Consider the following 15861-nt stretch of genomic DNA (forward strand, 5'->3'; position numbering starts at 1 on the left):
GATGAAGGCACAACCGCACCAGAGATGATGTTGTTGCCGTACATCAGAGAACCAGCAACGGGCTCACGAATACCGTCGATGTCGACGGGGGGAGCCGCGATGAAGGCAATCACGAAGCAGGTGGTGGCAGCTAGCAAGGTGGGAATCATCAACACGCCGAACCAGCCAATGTAAAGGCGGTTTTCGGTGCTGGTAACCCACTGACAAAACTGCTCCCACAGGTTGGCGCTTTCGCGCCGCTGTAGAGTAGTAGTCATGATGTATTAGTGCAGTAAACAATGAAGTTATGTATGAGATGAACCATGGATTTAATTCATCTATTGTTACATTAGCATAACTTTCTATAAAAAGCAAGGGAAGGATAATGGTTCCAGGCGTTTCGAGGCGGCAGGACTACTGATTTAGAGTCACCATGATCAACTGGCACACACTCAGTAGGTCACGTTGCCATAGGGCAGGGTAGCGTCCCACTCTAGAGTCCCCTGGGCACTCTCCTCAGTGGCGGTTGGCTCTACAAATTGGTCAGGCGAGGGGCCGGTTGGTCGGTTCTCTTGCTTCAGAGCAGACAGGCCCAGGGCGGCATGAGCCGGCAGTACCTTGGCAGACAGCTTAGCTGACTGTTTTGGAGCATTAATGTCTTGGTTGAGCTCGCGAATTCTGCGGGATAGCAGCCGGATAATATTGACGGCAATCCCTGGAGTTTCGTCAATCGCGTCATAAAGCTGCTGCTGGGTCAGTACCAGGCACTCGCAGGGAGTGATGGTTGTTACCGAGGCAGAACGAGGCTCGGCATCAAACACTGACATTTCTCCAAAGCAGTCATCTTGTTTAAGCTGGGCTACCTGTTGCCCCTGAATGTGAACGCTCACCTGGCCAGATACCACGATGTACATCGACCGACCTTCTTGACCTTCGGTGATGATGGTGTAGTTAGCCTCGAAGAGGACCTCATCCATGACTGAGGCCAGGCGCACCAAAAAGTCATCCCTAAGCTCTTTGAAAATAGGTACGTTGCGGATAAAAAGCAAACGATCAACGCTGGTCAGCATGGAATAGTAAGGCGCGATAAGAACGAATAGCGTAGTCCAGGCCCAGGAGCGATAGGAGGGCAAGCACCTGGGGATTACTAACTCGGTTTAGGGTCATACCCTTGCAGCAACGCCTGCACTTGATGGGCGACAATCGGGTTAGGATCAGTGGCCATCATCGGTAGCAGGTCTTTTAGGGCTCTGGGGGAAGCGACGCTGAGATAGGCTAGCACAGCCTCGCGGACAAAGCCGGTGGGATGTTGTAACGACGCGATCGTGTGCTCTGCGGTCATATTCCAATGGTGCACTCTGGCAACGTGGAAGCAGCAGGCCAGGGTCCAATCTGACAGGAAGTTGCGTAGATCTAGCAATTGGCGCAGACGGTCTTTAGCGTATAAGGGTTGATAGGCAATCAGATCCGTGGCAGCGGCCAGGCGTTTGAGTTTCTCTGAGTCCGGCTGGCGATCGAGCAGGATCAGAATCGATCGCTTGCTGGCAATATCAAGCGTGTTATCTAAAATTTCTAGACCCCTAGCCCAGCTACCTACTGAGCCATTAAGGCTAACCTGAGCCGCTTGGATAGCATTGGCCGGAGACACAAAGCGTAACAACATAAACAGCCGTTCAATGGAGTCAACCTGCTGGGAGGCTAGGGCATTGCGGAGCAGGTCTGCTTCCGGGGCAGAAACCTTTGCTAAATCAATTTTGGCCGCTAAAATTTGACCGACAAAGGCGATTTCGGTATTCAGCAGGTCTTCAATGCCGTTGCGCCCCAACAGTTGATCCAAAGCTTCGTCAATGATGGCGGAGCGCTTTACCCCAGTCTCTTGGTACAAACTCAGCAAAATGCGCAGGATATGACGGCGAGTTAGCCCCCAGCTGGTGGTCAGATTGCGAATTAAAATCTCTAAAGCGGGTAGGGTACCGATGTTACCAATCACCTGCCAGGCCTGGATGCGCATTGGTTCTGGCTTATATTGATCGAGGGCTAGGGTTTCGAGCATGGGTAGCGCTTCGTTGCCCAGGCGGGTCAGTGCTGCTACGGCTGCATCGCGGGTGGACTTGTATTGCAGTGCCTTAAGTAGGGAGGGGTAATACTTTTTGTACTGGGTGGCTGCGATCGCCTCCAGTAAGGCTCGCCGTACTCTCAGGGAGGTATCCTGCAATAAGCCGTCAATATAGATACTGAGGGATTCCATATAATCGGCATCCCCCAGGGCTCGACAGCCCATCACCCGTTCTCGCTCCTGGTCGTGAATCAGCATTTTGCGCAGGGTGGCTGTGGCCTCGGCTCGCTCCCGAGAATTACCGCGCCGCAACATCAGAGAAGCCGCTGTGCCGCGCACCGCCGCATCGACCTCGGGCGATAAATAAGGACGGAGTTCGTTGATGTCGTAGTGGTCCTGGGCCAACCAGATATAGCGCAAGGCCAAAGCTAACACGTCTGGTTTTTGGTTGGGGGTAGTTAATAGGGGGCGTAGCTGGTCCAGATAGTCTGGGTTGGGGTACTCCAGCATGGCCTCTAAGCTTTGGCGGCGTAGGGCTGGGGAGAGGGTTGCCAGCCGGGGGGCGAGAATCTCGCCAATGTTTTTGGGGTCAATATGACACAGCAGCTCAATGCAAGACCGTTTATCCGCTTCAGAGCTAGGCATTTCCAACTGTTCCACAAACGCCCGCTTCAACACCCGCAAATTAGCATCAGAAAAGGTGAGTAAGCCCCGCTCAGCACTACTGACCAGTAGACCCAGGTAGCGCGATCGCAGCAGCAGCATGATCACAAACCAAACGATAGCCGCCACCACCGTCCCCAACAAAAACAAGCGAGCTTGGGCATTCGGATCGACCAGGCCAATCCGGTTGCAAACGGCAATGGTGACCAAAATAGCGACCCCGGTTCCCCCCATCGACAGGGGTTCGGCAATGCCCCCCACCAGGGACTGGACGGTACTGCGCACCTGATCTGGGATCGGCTGAAACAGGATCGGGCGAGTGGTGGCCACCAGGGTATAGCGCAGCCATTCATCAAAAAACTTAAGGCTCACCAGGCCTAAAAACAACACCGAGGGACCCATCAGGGCTGGATAACTCAGCCCTAGGGTCAGCAGCCCTAGCACCACAATCGTGAAGGGCAGCAGCAAAGTGACTCGAAACACCCCTTGCCGTTCGATCAACCGGCTAGAGGTAAACCACTGGGTGAATAGCTCGATCAACCCTAACAAGCCACTGAAAAAGCCCAGAAAAGCCGCGATCGCCGCAATAGTCAAAGAGCTTTCCAACTGATTTAGAAACTGAAACTCGATCGAAAACAGCAGCATCTGGGCCAGTACAAAGAAGGAAAACAGCAACACCACGTACTGGGCCATCGCCCCCTTCAGCCGTTGCTTGATCTGGTAGTTTTCCACATTCTCCGCCTGGCGCTTTGGAGAATCGGGAAAGGCATGTTCGTAGTTGCGGCTGAGATACAACAAAATCCCTGCCCCAATCACCATCACCCCAAAGGCCATTAGCATCACGTTCTGCAAGCCAATCAGTGACAGCAGAAAATATACCGAAAAGCCGCTCATTACATCAGCGACCAGGTTGCCACTGCTAATGATCGGAAAGGCCCGTTTAATCTCACGGATATTAAACAGTTGGTTAGCTGTCACTGACAGATTCAGGTCATTCAGGCTGTAGATCGCCTCAATCCACAGCCGCAGGGTAAATACCATTACCCCCGCCAACCAGGGAACCGTCAACCCCCAACGAAAGATTAAGATCGGGGCTGCCATCAGCAGCGCAATCACCACAATCACCCAGCGCAGGGGAAACAGCCGCTGTAGCCACGAGTAAATGGTGCTGAGTCCTAACCCCACCCCAGCACTAAAAATATAGATCCAGGGCAGGTTTGCCGCCCCGTAGGCATCCAGGAATAGCGCTGCCGAACTTACCTCCAGCCACAGGATCCCCATGGAGGTAGCCGTGTAGAACGCAAACATCAGCAGCGTCCGCTCTTCCTCGCCGGGACGCAGGTTGATCAGGTTCAGGAACCATCCCTTGATGGTGCGACGGTCGTCAATGGGTGTGGACAAGCTCATGCAGCAGGATTAGCAACGGCTGATGCCTATCAGGATACCCAAGGCTATCCCTTTAGGCCTAGATTTTAATCAGCCAGCAAGGCGCAGGTGGGCTCGCTGCCGTTCGGCCTGCATGGGAATTGCTGGAAAATGCATGGCGGCGTTAACGTCAGGCAAACTTTCGAGATACCATAAAGGTTTGTCAGTTCGTTTAGGTCAAGCCTGCCCGGGTCGAGGCCTGTCACCGTTTTTTACTCCGCATGTCCTATGGTTAATACTGCCAGCGCTGCTAACACCGCTCTTGCCCTCCAGTCCATGAAGCATACCCTATCTGTACTGGTCGAAGACGAAGCTGGAGTACTCACCCGCATTGCCGGGTTATTTGCCCGGCGTGGGTTCAACATTGAAAGCTTAGCCGTAGGTCCAGCCGAAAAGTCAGGGGTGTCTCGAATCACCATGGTGGTGCCCGGCGACGATGCTGTGATTGAGCAACTCACAAAACAGCTTTACAAACTGATCAACGTGATTAAGGTCAACGACATCACTGACGTTCCCTGTGTCGAACGGGAACTGATGTTGTTGAAAGTGAATGCCACCAGTGCCAACCGTTCTGAGATTATTGAATTTGCCCAAATCTTTCGGGCTCGGGTGGTGGATGTGGCCGAAGACTCCCTCACATTGGAGGTGGTCGGCGACCCTGGCAAAATGGTGGCGATCGTGCAGGTGTTGAATCGCTTTGGCCTGCGGGAAATTGCTCGCACTGGCAAGATTGCCCTTCCCCGGGAATCGGGGGTTAATACTGAATACCTGAAGTCTTTGGAGCGCAAGTTTCAATAGCCAGGGCTGGTCCTGCTGACCCGGAGCACCTGCCCTCTGATTGTCAGTTTGGTTAGACACGGCGATCGCGCCATCTGACCGCCCCATTTAAGCGGAATCCACCCCTCGTGCGTCCATAAGCACTCCATCCATCCATAAAACCCTATGTCTTCTCAAACTACAATTCCCGTTGTTGTCAACGGTGCCTGCGGCAAAATGGGCCGTGAGGTAATCAAGGCGGTTTCCCAAGCCGAGGATATGACCCTGGTTGGGGCGATCGATAGAAATCCGGCCTTGCTAGGCCAAGATATCGGGGAGGTGATTGGTGGCCAACCCCTGGAAGTGCCGGTGATGAACGACCTGGAAGCGACCCTGGTAATGGCTCAAAGTCAGGGACTAGCGGTGATGGTCGATTTTACCCACCCTACCAGCGTATACGAGTCGGTACGGGCGGCCATTGCCTATGGGGTGCGCCCGGTAGTCGGCACCACTGGCCTCAGCAATGAGCAAATCTATGACCTGGCTGAATTCGCCGAAAAAGCTAGCATTGGCTGTTTGATTGTGCCCAACTTCTCCATTGGGGTGGTGTTGATGCAGCAGGCGGCCCAGCAGGCGGCCCAATATTTTGACCATGTGGAAATTATCGAACTGCACCACAACCAAAAAGCCGATGCCCCCAGCGGCACCGCCGTCCAAACGGCCCAAATGTTGGCGGAGGCCCAAAAACAGTTCAATCCGCCGCTGGTGCAAGAAACTGAGACCATTAAGGGCTCTCGGGGCGGCTCTACCCCAGAAGGCATCAATATTCATAGCGTTCGCCTACCCGGCTTAATTGCCCACCAGGAAATCTTGTTTGGTTCCCCTGGCCAGATCTATACTCTGCGCCACGACACCAGCGATCGCGCCAGCTTTATGCCCGGCGTGCTGCTCTGTATTCGCCGGGTAATGCCCTTAAAATCGTTAATCTACGGGCTTGACAAGGTACTTTAGGGCTAAGAATTAGTCATATGGACTTTATAGTAGGGGACTGATCGATGACGCCAGACCAAGCCGCCGAAATTCTCAGACTTAGAGACGCTAAGGTTGCCCCCAAGCAAATTGCCCGCAAATTGGGGCTAAGGCCCGCAGAGGTAAAGACATTTATCCAGAACAATGCTGAGGCCGCCTACCTGGAAAAAGCCAAGTCAGGCGACTTGCAGCCCCTGCAAGGGTGTCTGGTGAACCAGGGGGCCGCCCAGGCTCTATTGGGCCATTCTGAAATGGACACCGATCCCCAGGGCTTGGCCCAGGTGATTGTTGCCCGCCAAGAGCGTAACCGGTTGGTGGTCGGCAGTTATCTAGTGGACTACTGGTGTTTGGGGGTAAAAGATACGATTCCCCCCCGTAAGATGGGCGAACGAGAGTATCAACTCTTCTGTGAGTCCTGCGTGATGCAGTTTAATGAGGATTTTGTCAGCATTGCCCTGGAAGAGGCCCAGGCGATCGTCTATGGTGCCATTGATTATGCTGATAGCCTGGGGTTTAAACCCCATCGTGACTTCAATACCAAAGCCCAGGTCCATCTGGGTCTGCCCCCTGACACCCTGAAGCCGTTAGAATTTGGCCAAGATGGCAAGCCCTTTTTTGTCAGCGGTCCCTACGATGATGCGGCTCAGGTGATCAGAACCCTGGAGGCCAGTGTCGGCAAAGATAATTTCCACTTCCTGGCTGGTCTGGGGGGTTTGGGCCCAGATGACATGATGTTCCTGGAGTAATTTCTCTTAGCGACGTTGCTGCCAGTGCTGATTCAGCCACTGGCGGCGGGCCTCCTCGGTTAAAACCCGCCCCTGCCCTTGCTCTATCCGCCCCTGGTCTGTCAGGGCGCTGTAATGGCTGCCATTTTGGCTGCGACAGGCCCGAAAGCTGGGAATGGTGCGGCTGGTGGCAATGTGCCGCAGGGTGCGAATGGAAAGCATCGTAAGTCTCCAGAAATCGGTTAAGTGGTTGGCACTGGGGCGGCTTCAGCCGCTCGCAGGGCCTTGAGTTCTGCTTCGAGTCCGGTCAGGCGATCTTGTAGCTGGCGATTGGCGTCCATCAGTTCTTGGGCGCGGCTGCTAAGGTAGGGATCGTTTTCCCACCAATTGATGCCCATTTCCCGCGCCTTGTCTACGGAGGAAATCAGCAGGCGAATCCGGATACTCAGCAGTTCGGTGGAGCCAACGGAGACCGAGATGTCTCCGGCAATGACAATACCTTTATCGAGCACCCGTTCTAGAACGTCTACCAGAGACGACCCTTGGGTAGCGGTGGAGATGGTATTGCGATTTGCCTGGGGGCGAGCGGTGAGGGTACTGTTAGTCACGGTGGTTTTACCCTTAATCAAAACAAATTTGGTAACCGGCTGGGGGCGTGGATGTATCCCGCTTTTTGACCAGCCCTTGATCGAGCATCGACTTTAAGGCATTAACCACTTGAAAGCGGCTCAAGTTTAGCGCTTTTTCGATGGTGACGAGGGACGCTGTGCCGTTCGTGTCTAGAAAGTCAAAAATTCGAGTTTCGATGTCGTCAATGTCTAGCGCTTCGGCCGGTTGGACTGGGGCGATCGCGCTAGCCGGGTGCAAGGCGGCGACCTCATCAGCTACGGCTGGCTGCTCAACGGTGGGGGCTAAAGTAGTCGCTTCTGGGGGGGAAGGTTGATCAGCTGGGGCCGTCGACTCCAAAGATGGCGTCGGGATGGCGTCGACGTCAGCTGCCGCGATTGCGCTTAAGCTGTGATCTAAGGTGTCTTCTAGGGATAGCGTCGCTTCCTCCTCTTCCCCATGCAGCCGGGCCACGGGGCGATCGCGGCTGGCACCTAACTGTTGCACCAGATCCACCTGGGCGGCAATAAACTGGTTAAACAAATCCCACAGCCGGTGGGTGGCTTCAGGCAGATCTTTGTTAGAGCGGGTCAGCAGTACATCACCACAGATATCGCGAAACTCAGCATTTTCCGCCAGCGGGGGAATGCCATGGTCACGGCAGATGGTAGCAATCATCAAGCTGGGGCGCAGGCTAGAGACCATGTCAGGGGCCACATCCGCCTGGAAGGCCTTGACCAACTGCACAATTTGTAGGGCAGCGGTGGCGTCAATGCCAATTTTCTGCACCAAAATTTGTTGCTGGGCCAGCTCATCGGGCTCGGGCATATTGATGGTGATCAGCCGGTCTTGTAGGGCATCTTGGGTGCCGTGAACACCGCAATATTCCTCAGGATTAGAGGTAAAGATCGCCCGAAAATGAGGACTGACTCGAATATACTCAGCCCGGTTATTACTGGGGGGCAGCACCAATAATTTTTCTTCCAGGGCTGACAACAACACATTGTTAACTTCAGGCCGAGAGCGGTTGAATTCGTCATAGACCAGGGTGAACCCTTCTCGGCAAGCTAGGGTGAGGCGCGAGTCAATCCAGTTATGGCGGAGCTCGTCTTCTACCTTCATGACGCTGTGGATATAGTTATCCACCACCTTTTTGCGGGTATAGCCCGACTGGTTGCCGATCAGGTCAGAGGTCTTAAACTCGTCATCGCCGAATAGCAACATGATCGGCCGACCTAGCAGGTCAGCCAGGTGCAGGGCCAGGGTGGTTTTTCCGGTCCCCGCTGGCCCTTTGAGGTGAACCGAGTACCCTGACTGCAAATAACGCAGGGCTCTGAGACTTGTTCTCTCCAGGGTGGGGGTAGAGACAAAATTCCGGGGGCGGGCTTGCAGAACAGTGTTCACAGAATGGCTTCCTCTTGAACGTAATAGGTGCGGTCTTGTTTCACCACAAGGTCTTTTTGAATCAGCGATCGCAGGGCATCCACGGCTTGAAAGCGGTTAATTTCCAGTTCAGACTCAATTTCAGCCAAGCCCGCTCCCTGAGATAAATGCAGGTAGTTATAGACCATCTCTTCCAGGGAATGGGGCGATGGCGGCGGCGGTGCAACCACGGCGATCGCCGTTTTGGGTGCCACGGGCTCACGCATCACCGGCTCAGCCGCTACTGGCGGCTTGGGTGCAGCAGGAACCGCTGGTGTCACTGGTTTCACCACGGCCTTGGCCGCCTTCCCGTTGGCCCCAGGCGTTGCCCTTGGCGGTTTAGCCATCGCTGGCTGCGGTGAAGATGAAGACTTTGCGACAGAGCCAAGACTGGGCTGAACCGGAGGCTGAACGGTGACCCCAGCAGGGGCCTGAGTCGTCCCCCAAACCATGGCGGTTAATGCCGTCCGATAGGCTGTCAACGCTTGGCGAAACTCAATCAGTTGGTCAAACATGGCGTTAACTGATTGGGTTAGGGCCTGGCGCTCGATCTGGCGTTGGCTCCGGTGGATCACCGCCGTCTGCTGGCGGATCTCGGTCATTGCAGCCAGGGCACTTTGGACGTCAGCCTGTAGCACCTCGATATAGGCCGTTAGCTGGGGCAGCAGATTAGCCCTCACCATATCCTGCTGCTGGCGATATCCAGCCAAGTCAACGGCGGTTTCCTGTTGAATGGCCTCCACCTGGCGCTGAATCTGCTGTAATGCTTGGGCAATGTCTAGGCGCAGGTCACTCACGGCGAGCCGCAGGGCCTGACAGTCTTGCTCCAGCTTTTGGCGCACGGCCACAGCTTGAGCCTGGCGCTCGGCCTGAAAAGCATCTAGCAGAATCTGGGTGTCGATCTGCAAGGTTTGGGTAAAGGTTTTCAGAGACTGGCGCAGGGCTGGAATTTTGGCCTGCCGTTGCTGGGCCGTCTCGATCAACCAGTGATGGGTTTCGACCTGAAGATCGGCAACCGTTTGATTTAGGCTTTGGCGAAGCTGGACAGCGTGGGCTAGCCGATGGGTTTGGCAGCGTTCTAGATCTGCAAAGACCTGATGCCGTCGATCAACCACTTCTTGCTGGCGTAGACGCCGTGCTGCTTGCCACTGCTCATTAAGTGCTGTCACAAGACTGTTCTCCTTGCTGACAAGGTTGAAGTGAAGTAAATAACTGAGATCTAGCATCACAATTTTGAAGATAGCTGATCCAGATCATCTCCTAAACCCCTTTCATGGAGGCAGGTAGGTTGTGCCTTTGCGGTCACGCACTAGGAGACTTTAGTTTGATTTTTAATATTCTGAATCAGCTATCAAGTCGGTGCTAGTTTTCCTTGCTAGTTGCGTACGGTCAACGTTGTAAGCCCGTATTTAGACCGCTGGAACAGCAGCTTGCGCTGTCAAGCCAACGGCTTCGGCATACTTCAGGTAGGTATCTACAGAAGCGATTACAACCCGGGCTTCGATCGCCAGTAGTTCAATTCCTACCAGAGAAACACGGACCCAAGCATCAACTACGATGCCTTTGTCCAAAATCCGGTCAACAACTTCAGCTAAGCTAGAAGAAGAGTTTACTTTTTCAACAGCCATGGTTTTGAACCCCTAAACAATTAATGTGTTCTGTGTAAGTGTTACGGGAAAAACACCCGTATTTTCACCCAATTTCCTAAAGCATAAGTGCTGGGGAAATGGGCTGAGTGCTAGGACATTGACCTCGCACATTTGTAGTCTGCCCATTGGTTAGGAGCGATCCACAATCTTCGGAATCAGTTCATTATTTGTTACGTAAGCGTTTATACCACTGCGATATTCACCATATAAGCCAAGTTGTCTGCCAGGATATGAAAGCGACGTCTCTTGGAGTGCCTACTGATGACCACCTTTAGTGACATTCTGGATGAGGGCATATCGATTGGCCGTCCCATACTGAGGAAATCGGTGCGGCTTTTGCTCAACTCTATGATCGCCTGGATGTTGATGCAAGCAGGCCCGGTGTTGAATACTACCGCAGTCAGATGGGGCAACGCTACTGCGTCCGGCCACCGACCAGTTCTATGGCGATCGCAGCGGCAAAATTCAAGACCCCTTTGGCCACAACTGGATCATTGCCTCCCGTCGGGAGGATCTATCCATGGACGAAATTGAACAGCGGTTTCAGGCCCTAACAGGCTAGAAGGAATGTCACTAAATTAAAGCTGGCTGGATCAAATTACCGACCCGGAAGTCCTCTCCTCAGTCCTCCATTGCGGTTATGCCGCTTTTACCATGACTTCTACCTATAAACCTGACGGCTATCCTAGCGTTTCCCCGTACCTGGTGGTGGACGGGGCCGATCGCACCATCCAGTTTCTCACCGACGTCTTTGGGGCCACCGAACTGCGCCGCTTTACCGACCCCCAGGGCCAGATCATCCACGCCGAAGTGCGCCTCGACGACAGCGTGATCATGTTGGGGGACAAGGCCGACGGCTGGCCCGCTCGCCCTGCCCATGTTCATATCTATGTGCCGGATGTCGATGTCACCTATCAAAGTGCCCTGGACTGGGGCGCAACCTCGGTGCAGGTTCCAGCGCAAAAAGATGACGACGACAAACGGGGGGGCGTAACCGACCCCGGCGGCACCACCTGGTGGATTGCCACTAAAATTGAGTAATCCGATGGCCACAAGATTGAAGCTGCCTACTGGGATATGGCTTTGATTCAGGCAGAGTGCCTCAGCCCATCCACATAACGCTGCACTACCTGTTGCTGTTGCACTGGGCTCAAGCATTGGGCCTGAATCAGCGAATCCAGTCCGATCCCATTCACGAGGGCCAGCAGAGTATTGGCCTCCACTGCCGGATCAATGTCGGCCCGTAGGTGTTGCGCCGCCTGCAATGCCTGAAGTTCTTCCATAATCAAGGCCCGCAGTTCCCCCGCACTGCGCTGGTGCTCCGCCATCAGTTCGGGACGACCAATGGCATAGCCCAAAAAAGCTACCCATACCTGCAGAATGTTCTGGCGCTCAGCATCCAGGGGCAAAAAGGTTAACAGCACCGCCACCAGACGATCGCACCCCAAAGGCTGCTGCTGCGCCGATTGCATTCCCTGCAACAGCGCTTGGGTGACCTGGTGAAGGGCAAACAGAATCAGGTCTTGCTTGTCCCGAAAGTAGTGGGTCACTACCCCAGTGGTGCAGCCCAGTTCATGGGCGATCGCCCGCATGCTGGTGCGATCGAGCCCCTCGCGGACAATCACCCGCCAGGCGGCTTCTGAAACGTCGTGGCGGCGATCGCGCTGCGCCATAGCTAACTCTTTACTTACGTCTCTACCCTTGACAATATAACACAACAGTTGTTATCAACTACATAACACCTGTTGTGAGGTAAACTGTGAACATTGGACAACACCGGTCGCACCCCCGGCCTGGCTGGCTTGGCTGGCTTGATCGATTCGCCGGTCCTGAAGCCACGCCAGCGGAGCTATGGATACAGTTCCTCCCCGCCCTGGGGGCGTTGGTGGTGGCTCCAGCCTATGCCCTTACCCTGCCCATTCAGTGGACAGGGGTACAGTTGGGGCTAATCGCCCTGCTGGGTTTGGATTTGGTCGGCGGCGTGCTGACCAATGCCACCCTGTCGGCCAAACGGTGGTACCACCGTCCCGGTCAGGGATGGCCGCAACACTTGAGCTTTGTTGCCCTGCATGTTGTCCATGTATTTTTGGTGGCCTGGTTATTTCGTGGAGGGGATTGGCTCTTCTTTGGCGCTGGGGCCGGGTATCTGCTAGGTGCGGCGACAGCGATTGTGTTCTCTCCCCGGCAGTTGCAACGCCCGGTCGCTCTGGGCCTGTTTGGGATTGCCCTGCTGGGCGATTGCTATGGGTTTACCCCGACCCCTGGCCTGGAGTGGTTTGTGCCGTTCTTCTTCTTGAAGGTCTTGGTGAGTCATCTGTTGCCGGAGGAACCATACTCACCCAGTCCCTGACCCCAGATCAAATGTTGCCAGATTTCGACGAGCCGCGATCGCCGCTGTCAACCACTGTAAACAGTTCTAGGAGAATTTTATGACCCCGTTCAATCTATCGAAACAGACTCAACGACTGGATTACTTTCAAAAAACCGCTGTTAGCCTTTGGCTGTTAGTGGGCAGTTTCATTACCCTTGTGCCAGGAGGGTTAATTGAAAACCGCGACTTTTCCCACCTGGATCACTGGGTCTTTTGGGGCTTTAATGGCTTCTTGCTCATCCTATGTCTTTCGGGCCTGGGCATGAGCTATGGCTTATTGCAACGACGACGCTGGGGTGCCTGGGGTGCCCTGGGAGTGGCCTGGCTTTACCTGGGCGTGTTTATTGTGGATTGGGCTCAGGTGTTTCCGACATCTCCAGATCCCATGGGGATTGGATTGTGCTTAGTGGAGTTTTTCTGCGCTATCTGTTGTGTCTACGTCTTAATCTTGGCCCATCGTACCTTGGGGCATTTCCAGGCACCCTATACTACATCAGCTTGATAGGACTGCAATCAGTCACCATCTGGGCTCTGTTCTAACCGCTGAATTTGCAAGTCTAGTATCTGATTTTGCAGCAGTCGACTAAATTCCTGGCTGAGGTCTCTATCCTGACGGGAGAGGTAAACTTTGAACCGACCGTGTTGATGCTTTGGCAAATTTTGGAGACAGTCAAAGGAAGCCACCTTGAAGGTGAGTGTGTCACGGAACCAACCCGGCTTAAACGTGACGGACTCTACCTGACTCAAGGGAATGCCAATACTTTGACTGTTAAGCTTGATCCAATCAAGAATCGCTTCTTTAACCTCGAATTCTAAAATCAGCTGGTTGTCTACCACCTTCATCAGTCCCTGAGCCCGAGCAAAGCCTTCGTAGACTTCAGGAATGGAAAACGGTAGGCTTTGATGCGACCAGGTCATAGGGTTCTCAGGTGGCGGATAGTCCCAGTATAGGATGCTCCTAAGATCTCCCTTGGCTATGGCCTAGTACTGCCTGGCAGAAATATAGCCACCATTGCTGAGGGTGTCAGGTATCAGGTGTCAGGCATGGTGGGCCAACTGATGCCTCAGCGTACTTGGCTAACCTCTAACCGGCACAGCAGTGTCCAGGAGGTGCCCGATTCGCCTACTTTCACAAACCCTTCAGACTCATACAACTGCCGGGCCACATTCTGGGGGTCCACACTCAGGCTCAGGGCGGCCACGCCGCTGCGACGGGCCTCGGCTAGCAAGTGGCGCAACAGCGATCGCCCGATGCCCCGCCCGCGATAGTCGGGATGCACCCCCATGCCGACTTCAGGAATACCTGCATCCACAAAACCGTAGGAATGGCAGGCCTCAGTCCAAAACCGATACCAGGCCGCCCCCACCGGTTGCCCCTGGCACTCGGCAATGATGACGCGATCCCCGGGGCGGCCCCAGTCGGCGACCAGTTTTTGAAACTCCGGATGTTCCTGAAATTCGTCAAAGCCAGGCCGCTCGTAGGTAGGGCTCCAGAAAAAGGCCTCAAACAGCATCGCCTCAATCACAGGCAAATCGGCCGGCGTGCCTGGGCGAAGTGTCGCGAAAGACCTCGGAGATTTTCTAGAGAGCTTACGTTCCAGCCCGGCCATGACTACCCCCTCATCCTTCTGCTCCAAGAATGGCTTGTGCGGTCAGGTTCAAACTGGGAAAGACAGAAGACATAATGTGCTGATCGCCGCGTAACAGTTGCCGGTCGTAACGCCCCTCTGGATTTAAAGTGCAGATCGTTACTGTGGGTTGTTTGGGCCGACCAATGAAGAATTCGCCGCCCAGCCCCTGGTAGTGTTCGGCAATCCAGTATTCTGGAATGCCCAGGAGGGCGTAGTCTTCAAATTTACGGGCGTAGTCGTTTTGCCAGTTGCTGCTGACAACCTCCGCCACAAATTTGACGGTGCTGCCGAGGGTGACCACGGGTTGGCTGGCCCACAGCGGCTCTTGGGGGAGGACGGCGCGATCTAGAACAATCACATCGGGACGAAACCCGGTCTGGTTGGCCAGGGGTTTGATCAGGCAGCGATGGGGGATAACGTAATCGGCCCCTTGCTGCACGATGTCGTAATTGAGCCAGCGGGCAATGGCCGCCGCCACTTGCTCATGAGGCCCGGTCGGTTCTAAATCAAACAGTTCCCCATCGATGAGTTCGTAGCGACTGTCATCGCCATACTGAATGAGAAACTCCTCAAAGCTCAGGGAAATGGGTTGGATGGGGCGATCGCTTGCGAGTGCCATGGTTGATTTGGCAGCCCTATGGTGATGATGGGCGAAGGTTAGCTTTGTCTCAGTTTATCGCGATCGCCGAGTCCTGTTAGGCGGCAAACGTCCCCCTCCCTGGTTCCCAGGCTCTGCCTGGGAATCCCCCTCCGAGGGAAGGTTGAGCGAGGTCTTTTCGATCTACTGGGTCTGGCCAAGACCTATCCGATCGAACGTTCACAGGTTTGCATGTTCAGCCGGATGGGTTAGGTATGATGAGTCTTAAGGTTGCTAAATTCTGGGCCTACTGGTCAGGTGTGCTGCAATGACTGTGACGATCGCTCGCTGGACTCTGGCTGACTACCACCACCTGGTGCAAGCCGGCCTGTTGGCAGGTCGGTCGATTGAGCTGCTGAACGGATTGATTGTCGAAATGCCGCCAGAAGGGCCAGAACATGCCGATTCCTCGACTCGCTTGATGCCTCTACTCTGGGGGGCGGCCCAGGGGCGTTATCAGGTGAGGGCTGCTAAACCCATCAGTATTCCCCCCAGCGATAGCGAACCGGAACCCGATATTGCCCTAGTGCGCGATCGCTCGTACCGCAGCGCCCACCCACACCCTGAGGATATTTTTCTAGTCATTGAATTTTCTAACACTAGCCTGGCTAAAGATACTGAAGATAAACCGTTGGTCTACGCCCAGGCCGGGATTGCAGACTACTGGGTGGTGAATTTACGCGATCGCTGTGTCATGCTCTACCGCCGCCCTGCCGAAGGTCGTTATCAATCTGAGCAAACACTGTTCTCTGGAGAAATTGCTCCCCTGGCGTTTCCCGATGTCACGGTCAATATATCCCGCTTGCTAACTAACGAGTCCTGAGGTGGGGCTCTAAGGCGATCTCTGGAAAACAATCTCCCAGTGGTGGGCCGAGCCCACCCAGTCCTGTCAAGTGGTGGTACTTTTCTCGA

The 15861-nt window shown here is 54.5% G+C and carries 18 protein-coding genes and 1 pseudogene; 7 read left to right on the top strand and 12 right to left on the bottom strand.

Annotation, left to right across the window (positions count from 1 at the left end; translation table 11 throughout):
• The 3 genes and pseudogenes from E1H13_RS24505 to E1H13_RS24515 all read right to left on the bottom strand — a co-directional run.
• Positions 1 to 257 (bottom strand): annotated as a pseudogene (locus E1H13_RS24505) (photosystem II q(b) protein); the annotation flags it as partial.
• Positions 258 to 431: 174 nt separating this feature from the next.
• Entirely contained in the window at positions 432 to 1049 is a 618-nt protein-coding gene (locus E1H13_RS24510) for a cyclic nucleotide-binding domain-containing protein (protein WP_169617598.1), read from the bottom strand.
• Between the two features lie 77 nt (positions 1050 to 1126).
• Positions 1127 to 4105 (bottom strand): MFS transporter, encoded by a 2979-nt coding sequence (locus E1H13_RS24515; RefSeq protein WP_169617599.1) that lies wholly within the window; start codon positions 4103 to 4105, stop codon positions 1127 to 1129.
• 294 nt (positions 4106 to 4399) lie between these two features.
• On the opposite strand from E1H13_RS24515, the gene ilvN reads away from it, so the two are divergent.
• The 3 genes from ilvN (at position 4400) to E1H13_RS24530 (ending at position 6654) form a co-directional block, all read left to right on the top strand.
• Positions 4400 to 4921: an acetolactate synthase small subunit gene (ilvN, locus tag E1H13_RS24520; protein ID WP_169617613.1), complete on the top strand. Its 522-nt coding sequence runs from the start codon at positions 4400 to 4402 to the stop codon at positions 4919 to 4921.
• Positions 4922 to 5065: 144 nt separating this feature from the next.
• Entirely contained in the window at positions 5066 to 5890 is an 825-nt protein-coding gene (dapB, locus tag E1H13_RS24525; protein ID WP_169617600.1) for a 4-hydroxy-tetrahydrodipicolinate reductase, read from the top strand.
• A gap of 44 nt (positions 5891 to 5934) precedes the next feature.
• On the top strand, positions 5935 to 6654 hold the full coding sequence (locus tag E1H13_RS24530) for a DNA-binding response regulator (protein WP_169617601.1): 720 nt from the start codon (positions 5935 to 5937) through the stop codon (positions 6652 to 6654).
• Between the two features lie 6 nt (positions 6655 to 6660).
• Here the strand turns inward: E1H13_RS24530 and E1H13_RS24535 are convergent, their stop codons facing one another.
• The 5 genes from E1H13_RS24535 to gvpA all read right to left on the bottom strand — a co-directional run bounded on the left by E1H13_RS24535 (position 6661) and on the right by gvpA (position 10289).
• A complete protein-coding gene (locus tag E1H13_RS24535; protein WP_169617602.1) occupies positions 6661 to 6855 on the bottom strand; it encodes a hypothetical protein in 195 nt (64 codons plus the stop codon).
• A 20-nt stretch (positions 6856 to 6875) separates the two neighbouring features.
• Complete coding sequence (locus E1H13_RS24540; protein WP_169617603.1) at positions 6876 to 7241, bottom strand: gas vesicle protein; 366 nt, start codon at positions 7239 to 7241, stop codon at positions 6876 to 6878.
• A gap of 13 nt (positions 7242 to 7254) precedes the next feature.
• The gene (gene gvpN / locus E1H13_RS24545) at positions 7255 to 8643 is read right to left on the bottom strand and encodes a gas vesicle protein GvpN (protein ID WP_169617604.1); all 1389 of its coding nucleotides are present in this window, start codon (positions 8641 to 8643) and stop codon (positions 7255 to 7257) included.
• A complete protein-coding gene (locus tag E1H13_RS24550; RefSeq protein WP_169617605.1) occupies positions 8640 to 9830 on the bottom strand; it encodes a hypothetical protein in 1191 nt (396 codons plus the stop codon). Before E1H13_RS24550 ends, gvpN begins: the two co-directional genes overlap by 4 nt.
• 240 nt (positions 9831 to 10070) lie before the next feature.
• Entirely contained in the window at positions 10071 to 10289 is a 219-nt protein-coding gene (gvpA, locus tag E1H13_RS24555; RefSeq protein WP_169617606.1) for a gas vesicle structural protein GvpA, read from the bottom strand.
• A gap of 675 nt (positions 10290 to 10964) precedes the next feature.
• Here gvpA and E1H13_RS24560 point away from each other — a divergent pair.
• Complete coding sequence (locus tag E1H13_RS24560) at positions 10965 to 11351, top strand: VOC family protein (RefSeq protein WP_169617607.1); 387 nt, start codon at positions 10965 to 10967, stop codon at positions 11349 to 11351.
• Positions 11352 to 11398: 47 nt separating this feature from the next.
• On the opposite strand, the gene E1H13_RS24565 is transcribed toward E1H13_RS24560, so the two are convergent.
• Positions 11399 to 11983 carry a TetR/AcrR family transcriptional regulator gene (locus E1H13_RS24565; RefSeq protein ID WP_169617608.1) on the bottom strand — a complete coding sequence of 195 codons (585 nt, stop codon included), beginning with the start codon at positions 11981 to 11983 and terminating at the stop codon, positions 11399 to 11401.
• A gap of 86 nt (positions 11984 to 12069) precedes the next feature.
• On the opposite strand from E1H13_RS24565, the gene E1H13_RS24570 reads away from it, so the two are divergent.
• Together E1H13_RS24570 and E1H13_RS24575 are read left to right on the top strand one after the other, a co-directional pair.
• Complete coding sequence (locus E1H13_RS24570) at positions 12070 to 12660, top strand: hypothetical protein (protein WP_206071001.1); 591 nt, start codon at positions 12070 to 12072, stop codon at positions 12658 to 12660.
• A gap of 79 nt (positions 12661 to 12739) precedes the next feature.
• The gene (locus tag E1H13_RS24575; protein ID WP_206071003.1) at positions 12740 to 13183 is read left to right on the top strand and encodes a hypothetical protein; all 444 of its coding nucleotides are present in this window, start codon (positions 12740 to 12742) and stop codon (positions 13181 to 13183) included.
• Positions 13184 to 13194: 11 nt separating this feature from the next.
• Here E1H13_RS24575 and E1H13_RS24580 read toward each other — a convergent pair whose 3' ends face one another.
• The 3 genes from E1H13_RS24580 to E1H13_RS24590 form a co-directional block, all read right to left on the bottom strand.
• Positions 13195 to 13599, bottom strand: a complete 405-nt coding sequence (locus E1H13_RS24580) for a hypothetical protein (RefSeq protein ID WP_169617609.1) — start codon at positions 13597 to 13599, stop codon at positions 13195 to 13197.
• A gap of 146 nt (positions 13600 to 13745) precedes the next feature.
• Complete coding sequence (locus tag E1H13_RS24585) at positions 13746 to 14291, bottom strand: GNAT family N-acetyltransferase (RefSeq protein WP_169617610.1); 546 nt, start codon at positions 14289 to 14291, stop codon at positions 13746 to 13748.
• A gap of 10 nt (positions 14292 to 14301) precedes the next feature.
• Positions 14302 to 14931 carry a Uma2 family endonuclease gene (locus E1H13_RS24590; RefSeq protein WP_169617611.1) on the bottom strand — a complete coding sequence of 210 codons (630 nt, stop codon included), beginning with the start codon at positions 14929 to 14931 and terminating at the stop codon, positions 14302 to 14304.
• A 286-nt stretch (positions 14932 to 15217) separates the two neighbouring features.
• Between E1H13_RS24590 and E1H13_RS24595 the strand changes: the two genes are divergently transcribed.
• Positions 15218 to 15772, top strand: coding sequence for a Uma2 family endonuclease (locus E1H13_RS24595; RefSeq protein WP_169617612.1), 555 nt, complete (start codon positions 15218 to 15220; stop codon positions 15770 to 15772).
• Positions 15773 to 15861: the final 89 nt, after the last annotated feature.

Origin of the sequence: Nodosilinea sp. P-1105 (genome assembly GCF_012911975.1) — a bacterium.
Classification (GTDB): domain Bacteria; phylum Cyanobacteriota; class Cyanobacteriia; order Phormidesmidales; family Phormidesmidaceae; genus Nodosilinea.

Coding starts and splice junctions, on each gene's coding strand:
- E1H13_RS24510 (WP_169617598.1), bottom strand. CDS start 1,049: ATGCTGACCAGCGTTGATCGTTTGCTTTTTATCCGCAACGTACCTATT.
- E1H13_RS24515 (WP_169617599.1), bottom strand. CDS start 4,105: ATGAGCTTGTCCACACCCATTGACGACCGTCGCACCATCAAGGGATGG.
- ilvN (WP_169617613.1), top strand. CDS start 4,400: ATGAAGCATACCCTATCTGTACTGGTCGAAGACGAAGCTGGAGTACTC.
- dapB (WP_169617600.1), top strand. CDS start 5,066: ATGTCTTCTCAAACTACAATTCCCGTTGTTGTCAACGGTGCCTGCGGC.
- E1H13_RS24530 (WP_169617601.1), top strand. CDS start 5,935: ATGACGCCAGACCAAGCCGCCGAAATTCTCAGACTTAGAGACGCTAAG.
- E1H13_RS24535 (WP_169617602.1), bottom strand. CDS start 6,855: ATGCTTTCCATTCGCACCCTGCGGCACATTGCCACCAGCCGCACCATT.
- gvpA (WP_169617606.1), bottom strand. CDS start 10,289: ATGGCTGTTGAAAAAGTAAACTCTTCTTCTAGCTTAGCTGAAGTTGTT.
- E1H13_RS24560 (WP_169617607.1), top strand. CDS start 10,965: ATGACTTCTACCTATAAACCTGACGGCTATCCTAGCGTTTCCCCGTAC.
- E1H13_RS24565 (WP_169617608.1), bottom strand. CDS start 11,983: ATGGCGCAGCGCGATCGCCGCCACGACGTTTCAGAAGCCGCCTGGCGG.
- E1H13_RS24575 (WP_206071003.1), top strand. CDS start 12,740: ATGACCCCGTTCAATCTATCGAAACAGACTCAACGACTGGATTACTTT.
- E1H13_RS24580 (WP_169617609.1), bottom strand. CDS start 13,599: ATGACCTGGTCGCATCAAAGCCTACCGTTTTCCATTCCTGAAGTCTAC.
- E1H13_RS24585 (WP_169617610.1), bottom strand. CDS start 14,291: ATGGCCGGGCTGGAACGTAAGCTCTCTAGAAAATCTCCGAGGTCTTTC.
- E1H13_RS24590 (WP_169617611.1), bottom strand. CDS start 14,931: ATGGCACTCGCAAGCGATCGCCCCATCCAACCCATTTCCCTGAGCTTT.
- E1H13_RS24595 (WP_169617612.1), top strand. CDS start 15,218: ATGACTGTGACGATCGCTCGCTGGACTCTGGCTGACTACCACCACCTG.